The sequence below is a fragment of the Saxibacter everestensis genome, from assembly GCF_025787225.1.
Lineage (GTDB): Bacteria > Actinomycetota > Actinomycetes > Actinomycetales > Brevibacteriaceae > Saxibacter > Saxibacter everestensis.
This window is the reverse complement of record NZ_CP090958.1, coordinates 3,351,743-3,368,800: the sequence shown is the minus strand read 5'-3', so window position 1 is coordinate 3,368,800 and position 17,058 is coordinate 3,351,743. Positions and strand designations below refer to the sequence as shown.

The window sequence follows — 17,058 nt, the reverse complement described above, 5'->3', positions numbered from 1 at the left end:
TGATGGCCATCCTCATTAGCCGCTATTTGCCATCCGTTTCACGCCGACCCGAGACTTAGAGACACGGGGCTATAGGAGTGGAGACAAGGATGTCGAACCAAGAGATTGAAGTCCTCATCGTCGGCGCGGGTCAGGCCGGTGTAGCGATGAGCGAGCACTTGAGCAACCGCGGTGTGCCGCACCTGGTTCTGGAGCGGGACCGGATCGCCGAGCGGTGGCGCTCAGGGCGGTGGGACTCCCTGGTGGCGAACGGGCCGGTCTGGCACGATCGTTTCCCAAACCTGGAGTTCAGCGATGTCGCCCCCGACGCCTTTGCCTCGAAGGAGCAGGTAGCTGACTACTTCGTGAAATACGCAGAGAAGATCAACGCGCCGATTCGCTGTGGCGTCGAGGTGACTTCCGTTCGTAAGAACGTCGGCCGGCCCGGCTTTCACCTGGAGACGTCGGAGGGAACCATCGACGCACGCTACGTGGTGGCCGCAACCGGCCCCTTCCAGCGGCCGGTCATCCCGGCTCTCGTTCCCCACGAGGCGGACATCCAGCAGATCCACTCCAGCTCCTACCGCAACCCGCAACAGCTGCCCGAGGGTGCCGTCCTCGTGGTCGGAGCCGGGTCCTCTGGGGTGCAGATCGCCGATGAACTCCAGAATTCGGGTCGACAGGTCTACCTTGCAGTAGGCCCACATGACCGGCCTCCGCGTAGCTACCGCGGGCGTGACTTCGTCTGGTGGCTCGGAGTCCTCAACAAATGGGATGCCTCCGCCCCGCCGCAGGGCGCCGAACACGTCACGATCTCGGTCAGCGGGGCCAACGGCGGCCACACAGTCGACTTCCGCAGCCTCGCCGCAAGCGGCATCCAGCTCGTTGGCCGTGCCCAGTCATACCAGAGCCCGACCATGCGCTTCGCACCTGATCTCGGCGACAACATCGCCAGGGGCGACGCCAATTACCTATCGCTGCTCGACGAGGCCGACGCCTACATCGAACGTAACGGCCTCGATCTCCCCGAGGAACCGGAGGCCCGCAACCTGGGGCCCGACGCGGAATGCGTGACGAACCCACTGCTCGAACTCGATCTCGCTGACGCCGGAGTCACGTCGATTGTCTGGGCGACCGGCTTCGCCGTCGATTACAGCTGGCTGAATGTCGATGCGACGGACGAGAATGGCCGGCCGAAACACCAGCGCGGCGTGTCGTCCGAGCCCGGTGTCTACTTCCTGGGATTACCTTGGCAATCGAGGCGCGGTTCGAGCTTCATCTGGGGGGTCTGGCACGATGCCAATTACCTGGCCGACCACATCATGATCCAGCGGGGATATCTGGACTACGGACCTTCAGATGCGACTCGGTCTACGCAGGCGAGGCAGCCATCCGGAACAACCCCTTCCGAAACCTTTAAAGAACAAAGGATCCGCTGATGAAACACACCAGAATTCGCCCGTTCAACACCAAGAAGACCTATCCGGAACAGAGCCTGGACAACGACCTGTGCCAAGCCGTGGTAGCCAACGGTGTGGTCTATCTCCGGGGACAGATCGGCCAGGACCTCGACAGTCGGGAGTCGGTCGGCATCGGCGATGTCGAAGCGCAGGCCGAGAAAGCCATGAGCAACATCGCCATGCTCATGGAGGAGGCCGGCGGCACTCTGGAAGACATTGTCAAGGTTGTGGTCTACCTGACCGACATCCGGTACCGGGAGCCGGTGTACCGCACCATGGGCAAATGGCTCAAGGGCGTCTACCCGGTCTCGACTGGTCTCGTCGTCGATGCACTGGCGCGGCCCGAATGGCTGGTTGAGATCGACGTGACCGCGGTTCTGTCGGGAGAGGCGGACGCATGACGTTCAGCATCGCGGGAACCGACGCCAGTGGTCGATTCGGAATCGCGGTCTCATCATCCTCGCCGGCAGTCGCGGCGCGGTGCATCCACCTTCGTGACAACGTCGGCGCCGTGAGCTCACAGAACATCACGGACCCTCGACTCGGCGACATCCTGCTGTCGTACCTCGAAGATGGCTTGTCGGCATCGGAGTCGATCGACCGGCTGGTCTCGATGGAGGAGACGCGGGACTATCGGCAGCTCGTTGTCCTCGACTCCCAAGGGCGATCTGCCGTCTTCAGCGGATCCCACACTTTGGGCACGTATGGGAAAGCCAGTGGCTCGCTGTGCGTGAGTGCAGGCAACATGCTGGACAACGAGCATGTGCCGTCGGCAGTCTGTGATGCATTCGACGCGACTGCCGGAGACCTGGAGGTTCGCCTCGTGGCGGGACTCCGGGCCGGGCTCCTGGCCGGGGGTGAGGCGGGACCGGTTCACTCTGCCGGCGTTTCAGTCGTCTCGGGCCACGGATGGCGAGACACGGACCTGCGTGTGGACTGGCACGACGACCCCGTCGGGGAACTCGAGCGGCTCCTCCAAGTCTGGATGCCGCAGCGGGAAGACTACGTGGCCCGCGGGCTGGATCCCGCATCGGCGGGCGGATACGGAGTTCCTGGCGATGATCGATGACGAGAACCTGCGCGGCGATGATTCTGACCGTTCCCGTGTAGCGGCGCGTTCCCGTGTAGTGGCGAATGTTGCCGCCCACGCGGCTGCCCTGGTCGAACTGTCCGAGCGACTCCATGCGCACCCGGAGCTTGGTTGGCAGGAACACCAGGCGGCCAGCTGGACGGCAGAAACGCTGTCCAGCCACGGATTCGCCGTCACGAGGGCGTACCTGGGCTTCCCGACCGCCATCCACGCCGTGGCCGGGAACGGCAGCCACCGGATCGGTTTGATGGCCGAGTACGACGCGCTTCCCGGGCTCGGCCACGCCTGTGGGCACAACATCATCACCGCGATCTCGGTCGGGGCTGCTATCGCTCTGTCCGAGTTCGCCGACGAACGTGATCTCACGATCGAGGTTTATGGCACCCCAGCCGAGGAAGGCGGGGGTGGAAAGATCGAACTTCTGAACAAGGGTGCGTTCGTCGACCTCGACCTCGCGATGATGGCGCACCCGAGCCCGGTGGATTCTGCCGAGGCACGTCCTTTTGCCGTCTCCCACAGCCACATCGAATATCAGGGAAAGTCAGCGCACGCCGGCGCTTACCCGGATCGAGGGGTGAACGCGAACGACGCGTTCCTCGTCGCCCAGGTCGCCCTTGGACTGCTCCGCCAGCAACTGCCCGCCGGAACTCGCGTCCACGGATTGCAGACCCGGGGAGGCGAGGCGCCCAATGCGATCCCGGAGAAGACCGAGGGACGTTGGTACGTCCGCGCCGAGACATTGGAAGACCTGAAGCGCCTCCAGCCCCGCATCGATCGCTGTTTCGAGGCCGGAGCTTTGGCAACTGGATGTGAGCTGACCAGCACGCCGGAGTCTGAGCCGTATTCGGAGTTTCGTACTGACAATCGAGCGTTGGAACTCTATCGGGAGCATGCCCGGGGCCTCGGCAGAAACTTCGACGCACCGGCCGAACAAGCGACGATGAATCGCGCCTCGACCGATATGGGCAACGTCTCCCAGGTCGTGCCGGCCATCCATCCATATATCGGTCTTGGATGCTACCCAGCGGCGAACCACCAGCCGGAGTTCGAGGCCTACTGCATCGGGGAGGCGGCCAACCAAGCGATCACCGATGGAGCCACTGCCCTTGCCCTCACAGCTCTCGACTACTTCGCAGCCTGACGTCCACGCCTCGGGGCCTCGCGGCCTAGCTCCGCACGTCCTCCAGCTTGAGCATCTTCCCGATGACATGGTCCAGCTCGCTGTCGTCGAAGATCTTCTTCCAGTCATCCTTGATGATGGTGTCCTTGCCGTACTGGATGGCAATCTCGCAGGCCTCGGAGAACGGGTTGGAGCCGCGCAGCGCGTTGGTCAGCGCAATCTGCACATGACCGAACAGGATGGCCTTCGCGGCGGCTTCCGGCACTCCGACTGTGTGCACCGTCTCGTGCAGCGCCTCGTTCAGCAGTGTGCCGATCATGCAGGCAACCGTCTCGACCAGTGTTGGTTCCAGCACTGCCAGCTGCTTGACGGTAACCCAGTGCACGTCGATAACCGGTGCGTAGATCACTTTGATCACGTCCTCGACAGCCTGCTGCTTCGCGGCATCACCGGTCTCGATCGCCGCCACGACGTTCTGCGGCGCGGCGGCGCCGCCGAAGGTGTCTTCGTACTCTTCCTTTGTGTAGCGCTCCAGGAATACCGATGGATGGCAGGGATGGGCGACGGCCGGGGTGACGTCCTCACGCTGCGCCAACAGTCCCGCATACGCCGCCGCCGGATCCAGGGTGAGCAGGGTGGAACCGCCCTTCATCTGCGGCACAACTTCCTGAGAGACGACGCCGAGCACCGTATCCGGCACGGCCAGGATCACCACATCCGCGCCGTCGATGGCGGCCGCGGTGTCGGTGATCTCGCGTCCTTCGCCCAGCACTCGCTCCTGGCCGGCTGGCGAGTTCTCGCTGTAGCGCACCTGATAGGCACTCTTCTGCAGGTTTGCGGAGACGCGCATCCCCATTTTTCCGCCGGCTCCGATCACGGTGACGTTCACTTGTGCTGCAGACATTCTCACTTGCTCCTTAGGTAGTCGATGCTCTGCTGGGTCCATTGGTTCTCCAGCCGGATTGTCTCTTGTTCGGAGCCCTGCCACGGCAGCCAATGCTCGATGATCTGATTGATATCGCGGGCCGCGGGCTGAATGGCTGCTGCCATGTAGTCGTAGTCGAGGAGCCCCTCGCCGAGCGGCGCGCCGGTTAGGCTGAAACCGACCCAGCCGTCCCTGCGTTGGAAGGCGAAGTCCTTGACGTGCATATTGAGCACGTGCGGGGCGACGGCGTCGATGACCGCGGTCGGCGCTTCGAGTGCGGCGACTGTATTGGCGGGGTCGCTGCAGATGCCTAGCCGGGGGTCGTCGATGCGGCGAATCACCTCGAGCACGTCCGCGGTCGGTACCTGCTCATACGTCTCGATGGCTATTCGCACATCTGCCTCGTTGAACTCCGGCAGAACGTCGGCAAGAACTGACGTGGCCTCGTCGATGTCCGGCGTATGGTCGGGTACCGCGAACATCGTGCGCAGCAGAGGCGCCTCCAGTAGCTCGGCAATGTGCAGGAACCGGCGCAGGTGCTCCGGTCGAATGCCCTTTGTGCCGAGTTCCAGGCTGATACCGAGCGAATCGGCGAGGTTACGGATCTCGGCAAGTTCCGGGTCGGTCATTGCCTCGATCGGCTGGTAGTCGCAGATCTGGAAGACATCAATGCCCAGCTCCCGGGTCTTCTCCAGTGCCTGCGGCAAGGTTAACGGCGCCGACATCCGATCGGACATCTGCCAGAAGAATGCGTAGCTGCTCAGACCGATCGCACTCATCGTGATCCCGCAGACGACTGCACGTCCGCAGACGATGTCGCATCCTCGGCGACCCGGCCGCGCCGGGAAAGTACTGTCATCAGCAGCGCCGACAGCAGCATGAACCCGCCGACAACGAACATCGGCACGATGTATGCACCGGTCAGGTCCTTCAGTGCGCCGGTGACGTATCCAGCCGCGAATCCGGCGACATTGCCAACCGTGTTGATCAGCGCGATGCCGGCGGCGGCCGCGGCACCGGTGAGGAACCTGGTTGGTATGGTCCAGAAGTTGGGCAAGGCGGCGAATATCGCGCATGCGGTCACTGTGATCACGGCCACGGTTGCCGCAGGACTGTTCATGAACAATGCGACCGGTATGCTCAGGCCGCCGACGATCGCAGGCACCACGATGTGCCAAGTCCTGACCCCGCGCCGGGTGGCGTCCCTGGACCAGAAGTACAGCACGAACGCGGCAGGCAGATAAGGAATGGCCGTGATCAGCCCCTTCTGGAAGACATTGAAGGACGTGCCGAATTGCGATTCGAAGCCTTCGATGATGGTGGGCAGGAAGAATCCCAGCGCGTAAAGACCGTAGATGAAGCCGAAGTAGATCAGGGCCAGCATCCACACCCGTCCGTTGGCAAGTGCCTTCAGTGCGCCACCGTGCGTGTTCGAGGCTTTCGCTGCCGACTCCTTTTCCAGTGCGGCGGTGAGCCAGGTCTTTTCGTCCGCGGTCAGCCACTTGGCGTCGGCCGGGCGGTCGGCAAGGTAGAACCACGCCACGATGCCGATGACGATCGCCGGGATTGCGACGCCGAAGTACATGAAGCGCCAGCCCTCCAGGCCGAAGAAGACGCCGTGCTGCTCGATTAGCAAACCGGCCAGCGGAGCGCCGATCACGGTAGTGAGCGGCTGGGCCAGATAGAAGAGGGCAAGTACCCTGCTGCGGTGTTTGGCCGGCACCCACAGGCTGAGGAACAGGATGGCGCCCGGGAAGAATCCGGCTTCGGCCACGCCGAGCAGGAAACGCAGGATGTAGAGGCCCTCGGAGTTCTGCACCCAGGTGAAGAGCAGGGAGACGATTCCCCAGGACACCATGATGCGGGCCAGCCAGCGGCGGGCGCCGAACCTGTGCAGGGCGACGTTACTGGGCACTTCCAGCAGGATGTACCCGATGAAGAACACGCCGGAGGCGAAGCCGAATTGCGCCGCGGTTAGGCCGAGATCCTGGTTCATTCCGTTCGGGGCGGCGAACGAGATCGCCGTCCGATCCAGGTAATTGATGAAGAACATCAGGGCGACGAACGGCACTAGCCGGATCGCCACCTTTTTGATTGCCGATCTTTCGACCGCTGACTGTGTGGTGTCCACGTTGACTCCCTCAGATTTGGCTGAGCCACCCACCATGTACGCGTCGATAGCGGCGGATGCCCGTTCTGTTCGCTGCGGCGTCGTCGAGTCGATCCGGCGAGCTACCTGGGCACAAACATAAGCCTGATTCAGCAATTGGTCAACCGGTTGACTGAAATAAGGGTCTTTGGCAGGCCGCAAGTTGGTACTGTTATCCGGTGACCATGAGGACTCCGGATGTCGCCGCCGCGCGGATCAGTGCTGCCCTCGGCACGGTGCAGAGCGGTTCGGCTGTGTCCGAGGTAGCCGAGCGGCTGATGGCGTATTTCACCAGCGGCGACGTTGCGCCCGGGACGCGCCTGCCGTCTGAGCGACAGCTGTCCGCCTCGCTGGGCGTTGGCCGCTCCGCCGTGCGGGAGGCGCTCGCCGCGTTGGAGATCCTCGGTATCGTGATTGTTCGTCCGGGATCGGGCACCTATCTTCGCGATGGCGTCTCTGAACTGCTACCGCGCACGCTGAGCTGGGGTTTGATGCTCGGCGAGCCGCGGACCCGGGAGCTGGTCGAACTGCGCAGCGGGCTCGAGGTGCAAGCCGTCGAACTCGCCGCGACCCGGATTACCGACGAGTCGCTTGTGACGCTCTCCGACTGCCTGGACTCGATGGCCCACAGTGGGCGTGATTTTTCCGCGTTCGTCGAGGCTGATTCCTTGTTTCATCGCGAGATCGCGGTCAGTTCCGGCAATCAGGTGCTACAGGAGCTACTGCAGAGCATCCGCTCCTTGCTGCGAATCTGGGTGGACCGCGCGCTGCAGGACAGCGGACATGCAGAGATCGCGGTGCAGGAGCACGCCAAGGTGCTCGAAGCGCTGAAGGAGCGGGACCCGGACGCTGCTGCCGCGGCAATGACGAAGCACATGGCGTCTGCGTCCAAGCGGCTGCTGGCGGACTTCGACGCCACGACCTAGAGCGTTTTTGCTGGCGGACTTCGACGCCACGACCTAGAGCGTGTTTTTGCTGGCGGACCAGCCTGATTTCAGCAGCGATGTCAGAGCAGTGACGTAGGGTACCGGCATGCATATCATTCTGGTTCCTGGTTTCTGGTTGGACGGTTCATCGTGGTCGGAAGTCACTCCGCCACTCGTTGCGGCGGGACATCAAGTCCATCCACTCACACTGCCCGGATTGGAGGCGGCGGACGCTTCCCGAGCCGGCATCGGGCTACGGGAGCACATCGACGCTGTGGTTTCGGCGATTGACGCAATCGATGACCGGGTGGTCCTGGTTGGTCATTCCGGTGGTGGTGGCATCATCCATGGCGCCGTCGACGCTCGCCCCGACCGGGTGATCCGCGCCGTGTATGTGGACAGCGGGCCGCTGGGTGAGGGTGGCGTGATCAATGATGAGCTTCCCGCCGACGGCGATGACGTTCCGCTGCCGCCGTGGGAGCAGTTTGAGGACGCCGATCTTACCGATCTCACCGAGGAGTTGCGGGCGGCATTCCGGGCGCGCGCCGTGCCGGAGCCGCGGGGAGTGGCGTATGACCAGCAGCACCTGAGCGACGAGCGCCGCTACGGCGTCCCCGCGACGGTGATTGCATGCGAGTTCCCGTCCGCACAGCTGCACGAGTGGATCGAGGCCGGTCATCCCTTTGTCGCCGAACTCGGCCGGATCAAGGATGTCGAGTACGTCGACCTGCCCACCGGTCATTGGCCGCAGTTCACCAGGCCGGCCGAACTCGGCGCGGCGATACTTGCCGCCGTCGATCGCACGGCCGGCTAGTCAGGGCGGCGTGAGGCGCGGCGCAGGGCGGCATGCGACCATGACGTCAGCCTAGGTACGACGGTTCGGCGGCGGCATCTCATTATTTTTCTGCCCGCCACCTGACCAGGGCCGAACTGGTATACACGATAGGGATGTCTACTTTCTCCGCTGAATCCAGTCATGCCCGCTCCAATCCAGTCGCCGAGCCTCGCGCCATCCGCGTGCTGCGCCACGTCTGGATCCCGCTCTCCGACGGGACCCGGCTCTCGGCCAGGATCTGGCTGCCTCAGGACGCCGAGGAACACCCGGTCCCCGCCGTCCTCGAGTACATTCCGTACCGGAAAAATGACATGACCGCCGGCCGGGACAACACAATCCACCCGGTCTTTGCCCAGGCTGGCTACGCCGCGATCCGGGTGGACATGCGCGGCTGCGGCGACTCCGACGGCACGATGGCCGACGAGTACGCGCAATCAGAGCTGGACGACGGCCTGGAGATCCTGAGCTGGATCGCAGGCCAGAGCTGGAGCGACGGCGGCGTCGGCATCATCGGTAAATCCTGGGGCGGATTCAACGGGCTGCAGATCGCCGCGCTCCGGCCGCCGGAGCTCAGGGCGATCATCACGATCTGCTCCACCGACGACCGCTACGCCGACGACGTTCACTTCAATGGCGGCGTCATCATCGGTTCAGAAATGCTCTCCTGGGCGTCGACGATGTTTGCATACAACGCGCGGCCGGCCGACCCCCGCATCGTCGGCGAGTCCTGGCGCGAGCAGTGGCATCGGCGGATGAACGAGCCGCCATACATCGATACCTGGCTGCAGCACCAGCGGCGTGACGACTACTGGAAGCACGCCTCGGTTTGTGAAGACTATTCCGCGATCGAAGTGCCGGTGCTCGCAGTCGGTGGCCTGTACGACGAATACCGCACCACGCTGTTCCGGTTGCTCGACAACCTGAACGCCCCGACCCAGGCGCTGCTCGGTCCCTGGGCCCACAACTATCCGCACCAGGGAAATCCTGGCCCCGCCATTGACTTCCTACCAGAGGCCGTCCGCTGGTGGGACCGCTGGATGAAGGGCATCGACAACGGCGTAGCCGAACAGCCTCGGCTGCGCGCCTTCATCCCGAACAGCGCCCGACCGGGCAAGGATATCGCCGAGCGCCCCGGGCGTTGGATCGCCGAGCAGCAGTGGCCGAGCAACAACATCGCGGATGCGCGGTTCTCACTGTCCGAGGCCACGCGTAACGGTTCACCGACAATGTCCAGTACCGAATCAATTGGCTCGGCCGCGGGCAGCTGGCTGCAGTTCGGTGAGGTCGCCGGGCAGCAGACCGACCAGCGGGAAGACGACGCGGAGTCGTTTACCGCGACCTGGCCAGAGCTGGAGTCCCCGCTGGAGTTCGTTGGCACACCCGCCGTGAACCTCACCCTGCGTTCGGACACGCCACGCGGTCTGGTCGCCGTCCGGCTATGCGACGTCGGACCGGACGGAACCTCCCGGCTGGTCACCGCCGGGATGTTCAACCTGACCCACGCCGAAAGCCACGAGCACCCGGAACCGCTGGAGCCCGGCTCCCGATTCGCCGTCCGGATACCGCTGCTGGCCAGCGGTCACCGCTTCCTCGAAGGACACCGTGTCCGGGTATCGATCTCGGCGAGCTACTGGCCCTGGGCGTGGCCGACGCCCGAAGAAACCAAGGTCACCCTGGACCTTGCCGTAGACGACGGACTGCTGCTGCCGGTGCGGCAGAATAGCGATGACTCCTACACCCAGGACGAGTTCCGCGCACCCACGCCGCCCCCGCCCAACCCGATCCAGGTCGACGGCGTTCCGATGACCCGGACACTTGCGACGAACCTGGTCACCGGCGAGACCGACCTGGTGCTGAACAACGAAGCACGTCAGCACGACAGCCAGGACGGCTTGGTCTACTACACCTGGGATCAGGACCGGTACCTGCGCACCGCCGGCGATCCGCTGTCCGCGGTGGCTGAATGCCGCCGGGTCGAACACTTCAGCCGGCCAGCCGTGCCCGGGGCTCCGACCCCGAACGCGCCGTCGGAGATCAGCCAGGCGGAAGCATCGGCAGGGTGGGACGCCAAGCTGTGCACGTTCAGCAGGATGACCGGCGACAAGGACTTTTTCTTTATCACGAACGAACTGGTGGCTTACGAAGGCGACCAGCAGGTGTTCTCGCGCAGCTGGTCGACGACGATCCCGCGGGACCTGAACTAATCGAAACGGAGACTCAATGCGGGAATTTTCTAGGCGCGCACTTCTGCGATCCGGAGCGCTCGCGACGGCGTCACTCGCCCTCGCTGGCTGCGCCGGTCAGGACAAACCTGGCCCGAGCGACGCGATAACCGTCGGCTCCAAGGGCTTTGCCGAATCCTGGATCACCGGTGAGCTCTACGCTCAGGCGCTGCGAGCCCTGGGCTTGCAGGTGACCCTGAAAACCAACGTCGGATCCAGCGAGATCATCGATCAGGCGCTGACCTCCGGACAGATCGACCTTTACCCGGAGTACACCGGCGTGATCGTGATGTCCCTGGCCGGGCGGGAAGAGCTGCTGGCCACCGGCGCGGAAACCTACCAGGTGGCCAAGGAGTTCGAGGCCTCGCGCGGAGTCACCCTGCTCGAAGCCACGCCATTCGAGAACAAGAACGCGATCGCGGTCACTAAGGCCTTCGCCGACGAGCACGGACTGAAGACGATCGACGATCTCAGGGGCATCGGAGACTTCGTCTACTCGACCTATCCCGACAACGTGTCCGGCGGTCAGGGTTACGAGGCGATCGTGCGCGAGTACCGGCTGCCGAACATGAAGCTGAAGACGCTCAGCATCGGCCTGAACTACCAGGCGATCGAGCGCGGGGAGATCCAGGCCGCCGACGTCTTCACAACCGATCCGCAGCTGTTGCGCTCAGACCTGGTGGTGTTGGAGGACACGCTGAACCTGTTCGGCTTCCAGAACGTGGCACCGGCGATCCGCAGCGACGTGCTGGAACGGCATGGTTCGGAAGTGTCCGACGTGCTGAACCGGATCAGTGAACTGCTGACCCTGGAAGCGATCCAGACCATGAACGCGGCATCGGCTGTCAATCGGCTGGACCCGTCCCAGGTAGCGAAGATGTTCCTCGACGCCAACGACCTCCTTTAGAAAGGGTCATCATGACTGAACAATCGAATGACCTGCGTACAGCTTCGTCGATTATTTTCGACCAGGCCACCAAGCTCTACCCGGGCCAGGCGCAACCGGCGCTCGATGCGCTGAACCTGATTGTCGACGCCGGAGAACTGGTCTGCCTGGTCGGGCCGTCCGGAGGTGGCAAGACCACGGCGCTGATGCTGGTCAACCGGCTGGTCGAGCTGAGCTCGGGCGACATCCGGCTGGGCGACAAGAGCATTGGCTCCCTGGATGCGATCGCGCTGCGCCGCGAGATCGGTTACGTCATCCAGCAGACCGGTCTGTTCCCGCATATGACCATCGCGGAAAACATCGGTCTCGTGCCGCAGATCCTCGGCTGGGACAAGAACAAGATCCGTAACCGGGTGCACGAACTGCTGGAGCTGGTCGGCCTGACGCCGACCGCCGACATCGCCAAGCGCTACCCGGGCCAGCTGTCCGGCGGCCAGCAGCAGCGGGTCGGCATTGCCCGGGCGCTTGCCGCCAACCCGCCGGTGATGCTGATGGATGAACCATTCGGCGCCCTGGACCCGATTACCCGCACGCACGTGCAGGACGAGTTCTTGGCCCTGCATCACGAGATCGGCAAGACGACGCTGTTCGTCACGCACGATATCGACGAGGCGATCAAGATGAGCGGCCGGATCGCGATCCTCAAGCCGGGTGGAAAACTCGCGCAGTACGACACCCCGGACGCTATCTTGTCCCGGCCGGCCGACGACTTCGTGGAGAAATTCGTCGGAGCCGATCGCGGGCTGAAACGACTGTCGCTGATTCAGGTCGGGTCGATGCTCGCCGATTCAGCATCCGCAACCGGGCAGGCATCCGCAACCGGGCAGAGCGACCCCGGCCTGGCGGGCTGGCCGCGGATCCAGCATGACGCCAGCGCCCGGACGGCGCTATCGCTGCTGCTCGCGGCGGAGACCGACGGCGTGGTGGTGACCGATGGCGGTGATTCGGCTATCGGTGCCGTGACGCTGAAGGATTTGACCTCTATCGCGGGGTCGACGGTATGAGCGCCGCTGCCTTGAGCGCGGCATCGGCTGCGTCTGGCCTGTTATCGGCGCCGGCTGCCGTAACCGCGGCGTCGCCGGTGATTCCGGATTACGGCGATGCCAGCCAGTGCGTGCAGAACAACGGGCTGTTCTGCGGTGACTGGTTCGTGCAGCAATGGCCGGTGATTTTCGCGCCGGCCCTGCTGAGCCACATCATGATGACCCTGATTGCGGTCGTGATCGGGTTCATCATTGCGTTCGCCGCCGCGCTGTACGCGCATCGGATGCAGTGGTTCGCCGGGCCATTCGGCGCGGTGTCGGCGTTCCTGTACACGCTGCCTCCGCTGGCGCTGTTCCAGTTGCTGGTGCCGATCACCGGACTGACGCTATTGACGGTGGAAATCGCCCTCGTCGCTTTCACCCTGATGATCCTGTTTCGAGCCACGATCGCCGGGCTGAACAATGTCTCGCCCGACGTCCGGCGAGCGGGGGTGGGCATGGGGCTGACCCGGGGACAGATTCTGCGCCGGATCGAGCTACCGCTCGCGATTCCGTCGATCATCTCCGGGTTGCGGATTGCAACCGTGCTCACGGTCAGCATCGCGACCATCGCCGCCTTTGTGATCGACACCGGTCTGGGATCGCCGATCCTGAAGGCGATCTCGTCGCCGTTCAACACGCAGTTTATTGGCGCCGGCGCACTCGCGGTGCTACTGGCGTTTGCCTTCGACGGCGTTCTGGCCCTGCTCGGCCGGCTGCTGTCACCATGGACGAAAGCGAGGGCATGATCGTGGTATTTCTCGATTCGTTTGTTTTCATGGGTAGCCACTTCGGCTTGCTGCTGGAGAAGACCGGTTCCCATCTGTGGTTGAGTTTCGTGGCCATGGTCGTTTCGATGCTGATCGCGATTCCGATCGGACTATGGCTGGGCCACATTCACAAGGGTGAGTTCCTCGCGGTGAGCGTGTCCAATATCGGCCGCGCGCTGCCCAGCCTGGCATTGATCGCGATTCTGATCGGCATCGTCGGCATCGGGTTCTCGAACGTGCTGATCGCACTGGTGCTGCTCGCCGCGCCGCCGATTCTGACGAACACGTTCGTCGCGGTGAATTCGGTCGACCGGGACATCACCCGGGCCGGCCGAGGGATGGGTTTGCATCCGCTGCAGATCCTGACCCGGGTGGAGCTGCCACTGGCGTTGCCGATCATCTTCAGTGGCCTGCGCACCGCGGCCGTTCTGGTGGTCAGCAGCGCGACGCTGGCAACCGTCGCAGGTGGCGGCGGGCTCGGCGACATCATCCTGAACCAGGTCGCCTATGGGCTGGAGGGCGTGATCGCCGGAGCGCTCTGGGTCGCTGCGCTGGCGATCCTGACCGATCAGTTCTTTGCTGTGCTGCTGCACCTGCTGACCCCGAAGGCGCTGCGCGGATCCAAGCGGGAAGACGAAGAGCGGGCGCGGGTGAACGTCGCGGAGGTGTAGGGGCGGGAGTCTGGCACCTACGTCAAACGAGGTTGGGCCGCCGGGCCCATCGATCTGGGTGGATGACGAGCGACTACGATACGCAGCAGGGCAGCCTTAGTGGATGTCCTCCACGCCTTGAATTTCATCTAAGTTCAAACTGTAGAAGGGACCCTTCTATTGCCTCGCTCTGAAAGGACGCCTTCAGATCCTCACGCCGACCGCGGAGATTGGGACCCTTCTGATTTGACTGGGTGCTCAGGGATCTACCGACTGGTGTATAGAGGATCGCCCGTGCGGGCGCTGCTCGAAGATCGGTGGAACGTTGGGGAAATCGTGATTGAGCAGACCATGCAGCAGCTTCGTCTCCAGTATACGGATATTAGTCACGTGCCCGGAGAGTGCCCCTCGATGTACAAGGTGATGCGACGCGAGTGGACGAAGCCGAATCAGTTCTTGACAGTTGTTCAGGTTCCGCTAGTATTCCCGGCGACGGAGCCACCGGCTGATTGCTTTGCTGCAGCCCGAAGGCGTGCTCGTTCGGCTGTTGCGCTTGTCGCGGCCTCCTTGGACGAGCGGATTGTCGACCGGTTTCTGGGAGAAGTTGCGACGGTCGAGCTTTCGACTGGCCAAGTTGTTGATATTGATGTGGCCATGGGAGTTCGAGATTTCGATACAACCCTAGAATCGGAAACGTCTCCTCGTGCTGTTCTGGAATCACTTGCCCAGATGAATTTGAGGGAGGACCCGGTGCTCGCAGCTGCCCTTCGCTGGTACCTTGCCGCTCTCGATCTCAGAGTGACCGCGGCTGGGTTCGTTCTCCTTTGCACGGCCTGCGAAGCCTTGGTGGATCCGCTGCCGAAGAAGAATAAGTCGTTCAACAGTAATGCACTTGAAAGAGCCCTTAATGGAACGGGTAGCAGCTTCAGCACGAGCGAGATCGCCACTGTGGTGAGAGCGCGCGCACGGCTAGTGCACCACGGCGAGGAAGATCACGAGGACCTGTTTCCAGCGTGGTACGCCCTCGAGGCAATTACCAGAACTTTGCTGATGCACCGATCTGAGGTCGAGCCAGGGTGGCCTGCACGAGTGCGGTTCGCATCCGATGGGTCTTACAAGGAGTACATCGCTAGGGACTACCAGTCTCCCCCGGTCAAGCTGCGTTTGAAGGCTCTGCTGAGTTGGGGACGGAGACGGCGTCGCTGATTCCCTGCGGCGCAGGACCACCGCTGAGTATCTGCTTCCGATTGGTACTGTAGCCCCCACCTCGTTAGTCTCCGCTGCTTCGGCCAGTCCCGAGCAGATGCGCCGTTCGACTATAAACGGAGACGATTCTGCCTGGGTCCTTCAGCCCAGCGCCGATGCCTGAGGCATGATTAGAGCCATGTCTGTCTTCTCCAGCGAGGCATCTTTTGGCGCCATTCTCGACATGCTCTACCACGGTTCGCTGGACGAACGAGACGAACGAGAAGAAGGAGGCAAGTTCGAACGCCTAATTCGCGTCTACCTGCAAACCGATCCGACCTATGCGGCCCAGTTCAACGACGTGTGGCTATGGGAGGACTTGCCCGGTCGGCACGGCAGGGGCGACACAGCATCGACATCGTCTTGCAGGAAGGCGGTACCGGCAATCTCACTGCGGTGCTCTTGTCCTCAACAAGAAGGGACGGAGCTAGAGATCCTCTCCGAGGAAGAGTTCCTCTTGGGGGAGGAAGGCGAGAATGGATGTACGACGAACTGTTATGCGTGAGCCGGCACCCGCGCGTCCGTTTACGTATACCCGATACCTGCTAGCGCGAATACAAACGTGACAACGCGCGTAAGAGACGGTTCTGCTCGGAAACTATCGTAGTCTGAAGGAGAGCGTTCATGAGGGAAGATATCGAGGAAGTTCTCAAAAACTGGGCGGAGTCGGCTAAACAGACTCCTATTAAAATGTCGACGCGACGATTCATTACTCACTGGGGAAGCCAGCGGCGAGGCGCGCAGGTGACTCAGCGAATTGGGGAAGATCTCAAATCTTACGGTCTCACCACGGACCCGTGGTTTGAATATGGTTGGATCGATGATGAGGTTTCGATCGTCATCGATGAGAGCGACGACGGTGAGAACGACCGGGTTGAAGGTCCTCATGAGTTCCAAGAGACCAATCGAATAGCATCAACCGTGGCTGGTGCGCTGCGAGTCGGGCAAGTTCCTTCCGCATCAGCTGACCTCGTTAGTATTACTCCAAGTTCCTCTCTGGCCGAAGCGCAATCTCTGATGATGCGACACGATTTTTCCCAGCTTCCTGTTTTATCGGGCGACAGGGATATTCGAGGGATGATTAGCTGGGAATCTCTCGCGCAGTTTCGAATGCATCGCGGAGCGACAATGGCGCTATCCGATTGCATTACGCCGGTTAGTACGGTGGAGCTAACGGACGACTTGTTACCGCTAGTTCCTCAGATCATCCGTGATGGGTATGTCCTTGTATTGGCGCGTAATCGAACTCTCTCTGGAATCGTTACAACAGCGGATTTGAGTGAAGCGTTCTCCAGTATGGCCGGCCCGTTCCTTCTCGTGGGTGAATGCGAACGCTACTTGCGGGTAGTCGTTGATCGGTACTTCGAAACGTCAGCCCTCGTAGCTGCCGCTCGACCTGGAAATGCCGACCGTACTGTGAAGTCGTCCGCAAACCTGACCTTCGGCGAGTTAGCTCGGCTATTTGAGCCAGTCGAGAGCTGGTCTCGATTTAACTGGGAGATTGATCGTTCGGTCTTCTTGGCTGCTCTTGAAGAGGCAAGAGTTTTGCGAAATGAAGTAATGCACTTTAGTACCGATGCTATCGATCAGTCGTCTCTATATGAACTGGCAAACCTGGTGAGGTGGCTGAAGATCCTCAGTCACTGAGCGGCCGCCTGGACTAGTGGCAAGCGAGTCTCAACCACTCGGTTATGCTCACGAATCAGGAAACCGGCGATA

The 17,058-nt window shown here is 62.5% G+C and carries 17 protein-coding genes; 14 read left to right on the top strand and 3 right to left on the bottom strand.

Features of this window, described 5'->3' with window-relative positions:
• Positions 1-89: 89 nt before the first annotated feature.
• The 4 genes from LWF01_RS15885 to LWF01_RS15870 are packed head-to-tail and all read left to right on the top strand — an operon-like array spanning position 90 to position 3,670.
• On the top strand, positions 90-1,418 hold the full coding sequence (locus LWF01_RS15885) for a flavin-containing monooxygenase (protein ID WP_349638341.1): 1,329 nt from the start codon (positions 90-92) through the stop codon (positions 1,416-1,418).
• Positions 1,418-1,840: a RidA family protein gene (locus tag LWF01_RS15880; protein ID WP_349638340.1), complete on the top strand. Its 423-nt coding sequence runs from the start codon at positions 1,418-1,420 to the stop codon at positions 1,838-1,840. Before LWF01_RS15885 ends, LWF01_RS15880 begins: the two co-directional genes overlap by 1 nt.
• Positions 1,837-2,508, top strand: coding sequence for a DUF1028 domain-containing protein (locus LWF01_RS15875; RefSeq protein WP_349638339.1), 672 nt, complete (start codon positions 1,837-1,839; stop codon positions 2,506-2,508). The genes LWF01_RS15880 and LWF01_RS15875 overlap by 4 nt, the downstream gene beginning before the upstream one ends.
• On the top strand, positions 2,498-3,670 hold the full coding sequence (locus LWF01_RS15870) for a M20 family metallopeptidase (protein WP_349638338.1): 1,173 nt from the start codon (positions 2,498-2,500) through the stop codon (positions 3,668-3,670). The genes LWF01_RS15875 and LWF01_RS15870 overlap by 11 nt, the downstream gene beginning before the upstream one ends.
• 25 nt (positions 3,671-3,695) lie before the next feature.
• Here LWF01_RS15870 and LWF01_RS15865 read toward each other — a convergent pair whose 3' ends face one another.
• From LWF01_RS15865 to LWF01_RS15855, 3 genes are read right to left on the bottom strand one after another with little or no spacing between them, the layout of a single operon-like run.
• Positions 3,696-4,553 (bottom strand): phosphogluconate dehydrogenase C-terminal domain-containing protein, encoded by an 858-nt coding sequence (locus LWF01_RS15865; protein ID WP_349638337.1) that lies wholly within the window; start codon positions 4,551-4,553, stop codon positions 3,696-3,698.
• 2 nt (positions 4,554-4,555) lie between these two features.
• On the bottom strand, positions 4,556-5,353 hold the full coding sequence (locus tag LWF01_RS15860; protein ID WP_349638336.1) for a sugar phosphate isomerase/epimerase family protein: 798 nt from the start codon (positions 5,351-5,353) through the stop codon (positions 4,556-4,558).
• Entirely contained in the window at positions 5,350-6,705 is a 1,356-nt protein-coding gene (locus tag LWF01_RS15855; RefSeq protein WP_349638335.1) for an MFS transporter, read from the bottom strand. The genes LWF01_RS15860 and LWF01_RS15855 overlap by 4 nt, the downstream gene beginning before the upstream one ends.
• A gap of 203 nt (positions 6,706-6,908) precedes the next feature.
• Here LWF01_RS15855 and LWF01_RS15850 point away from each other — a divergent pair, with 203 nt between their 5' ends.
• The 10 genes from LWF01_RS15850 (at position 6,909) to LWF01_RS15805 (ending at position 16,986) form a co-directional block, all read left to right on the top strand.
• Positions 6,909-7,649: a FadR/GntR family transcriptional regulator gene (locus LWF01_RS15850; protein WP_349640946.1), complete on the top strand. Its 741-nt coding sequence runs from the start codon at positions 6,909-6,911 to the stop codon at positions 7,647-7,649.
• Between the two features lie 106 nt (positions 7,650-7,755).
• Complete coding sequence (locus LWF01_RS15845) at positions 7,756-8,463, top strand: alpha/beta fold hydrolase (RefSeq protein WP_349638334.1); 708 nt, start codon at positions 7,756-7,758, stop codon at positions 8,461-8,463.
• Positions 8,464-8,597: 134 nt separating this feature from the next.
• Positions 8,598-10,688, top strand: a complete 2,091-nt coding sequence (locus LWF01_RS15840) for a CocE/NonD family hydrolase (RefSeq protein WP_349638333.1) — start codon at positions 8,598-8,600, stop codon at positions 10,686-10,688.
• A 16-nt stretch (positions 10,689-10,704) separates the two neighbouring features.
• Entirely contained in the window at positions 10,705-11,613 is a 909-nt protein-coding gene (locus tag LWF01_RS15835; RefSeq protein WP_349638332.1) for an ABC transporter substrate-binding protein, read from the top strand.
• Positions 11,614-11,624: 11 nt separating this feature from the next.
• A complete protein-coding gene (locus LWF01_RS15830; protein ID WP_349638331.1) occupies positions 11,625-12,656 on the top strand; it encodes an ABC transporter ATP-binding protein in 1,032 nt (343 codons plus the stop codon).
• A complete protein-coding gene (locus LWF01_RS15825) occupies positions 12,653-13,423 on the top strand; it encodes an ABC transporter permease (protein ID WP_349638330.1) in 771 nt (256 codons plus the stop codon). Before LWF01_RS15830 ends, LWF01_RS15825 begins: the two co-directional genes overlap by 4 nt.
• The gene (locus LWF01_RS15820) at positions 13,402-14,115 is read left to right on the top strand and encodes an ABC transporter permease (RefSeq protein ID WP_349638329.1); all 714 of its coding nucleotides are present in this window, start codon (positions 13,402-13,404) and stop codon (positions 14,113-14,115) included. The genes LWF01_RS15825 and LWF01_RS15820 overlap by 22 nt, the downstream gene beginning before the upstream one ends.
• A 273-nt stretch (positions 14,116-14,388) precedes the next feature.
• Positions 14,389-15,300: a hypothetical protein gene (locus tag LWF01_RS15815; RefSeq protein WP_349638328.1), complete on the top strand. Its 912-nt coding sequence runs from the start codon at positions 14,389-14,391 to the stop codon at positions 15,298-15,300.
• Between the two features lie 178 nt (positions 15,301-15,478).
• A complete protein-coding gene (locus tag LWF01_RS15810; RefSeq protein WP_349638327.1) occupies positions 15,479-15,844 on the top strand; it encodes a PDDEXK family nuclease in 366 nt (121 codons plus the stop codon).
• Positions 15,845-15,963: 119 nt separating this feature from the next.
• On the top strand, positions 15,964-16,986 hold the full coding sequence (locus LWF01_RS15805) for a CBS domain-containing anti-phage protein (protein WP_349638326.1): 1,023 nt from the start codon (positions 15,964-15,966) through the stop codon (positions 16,984-16,986).
• The last annotated feature ends 72 nt before the right edge of the window (positions 16,987-17,058 follow it).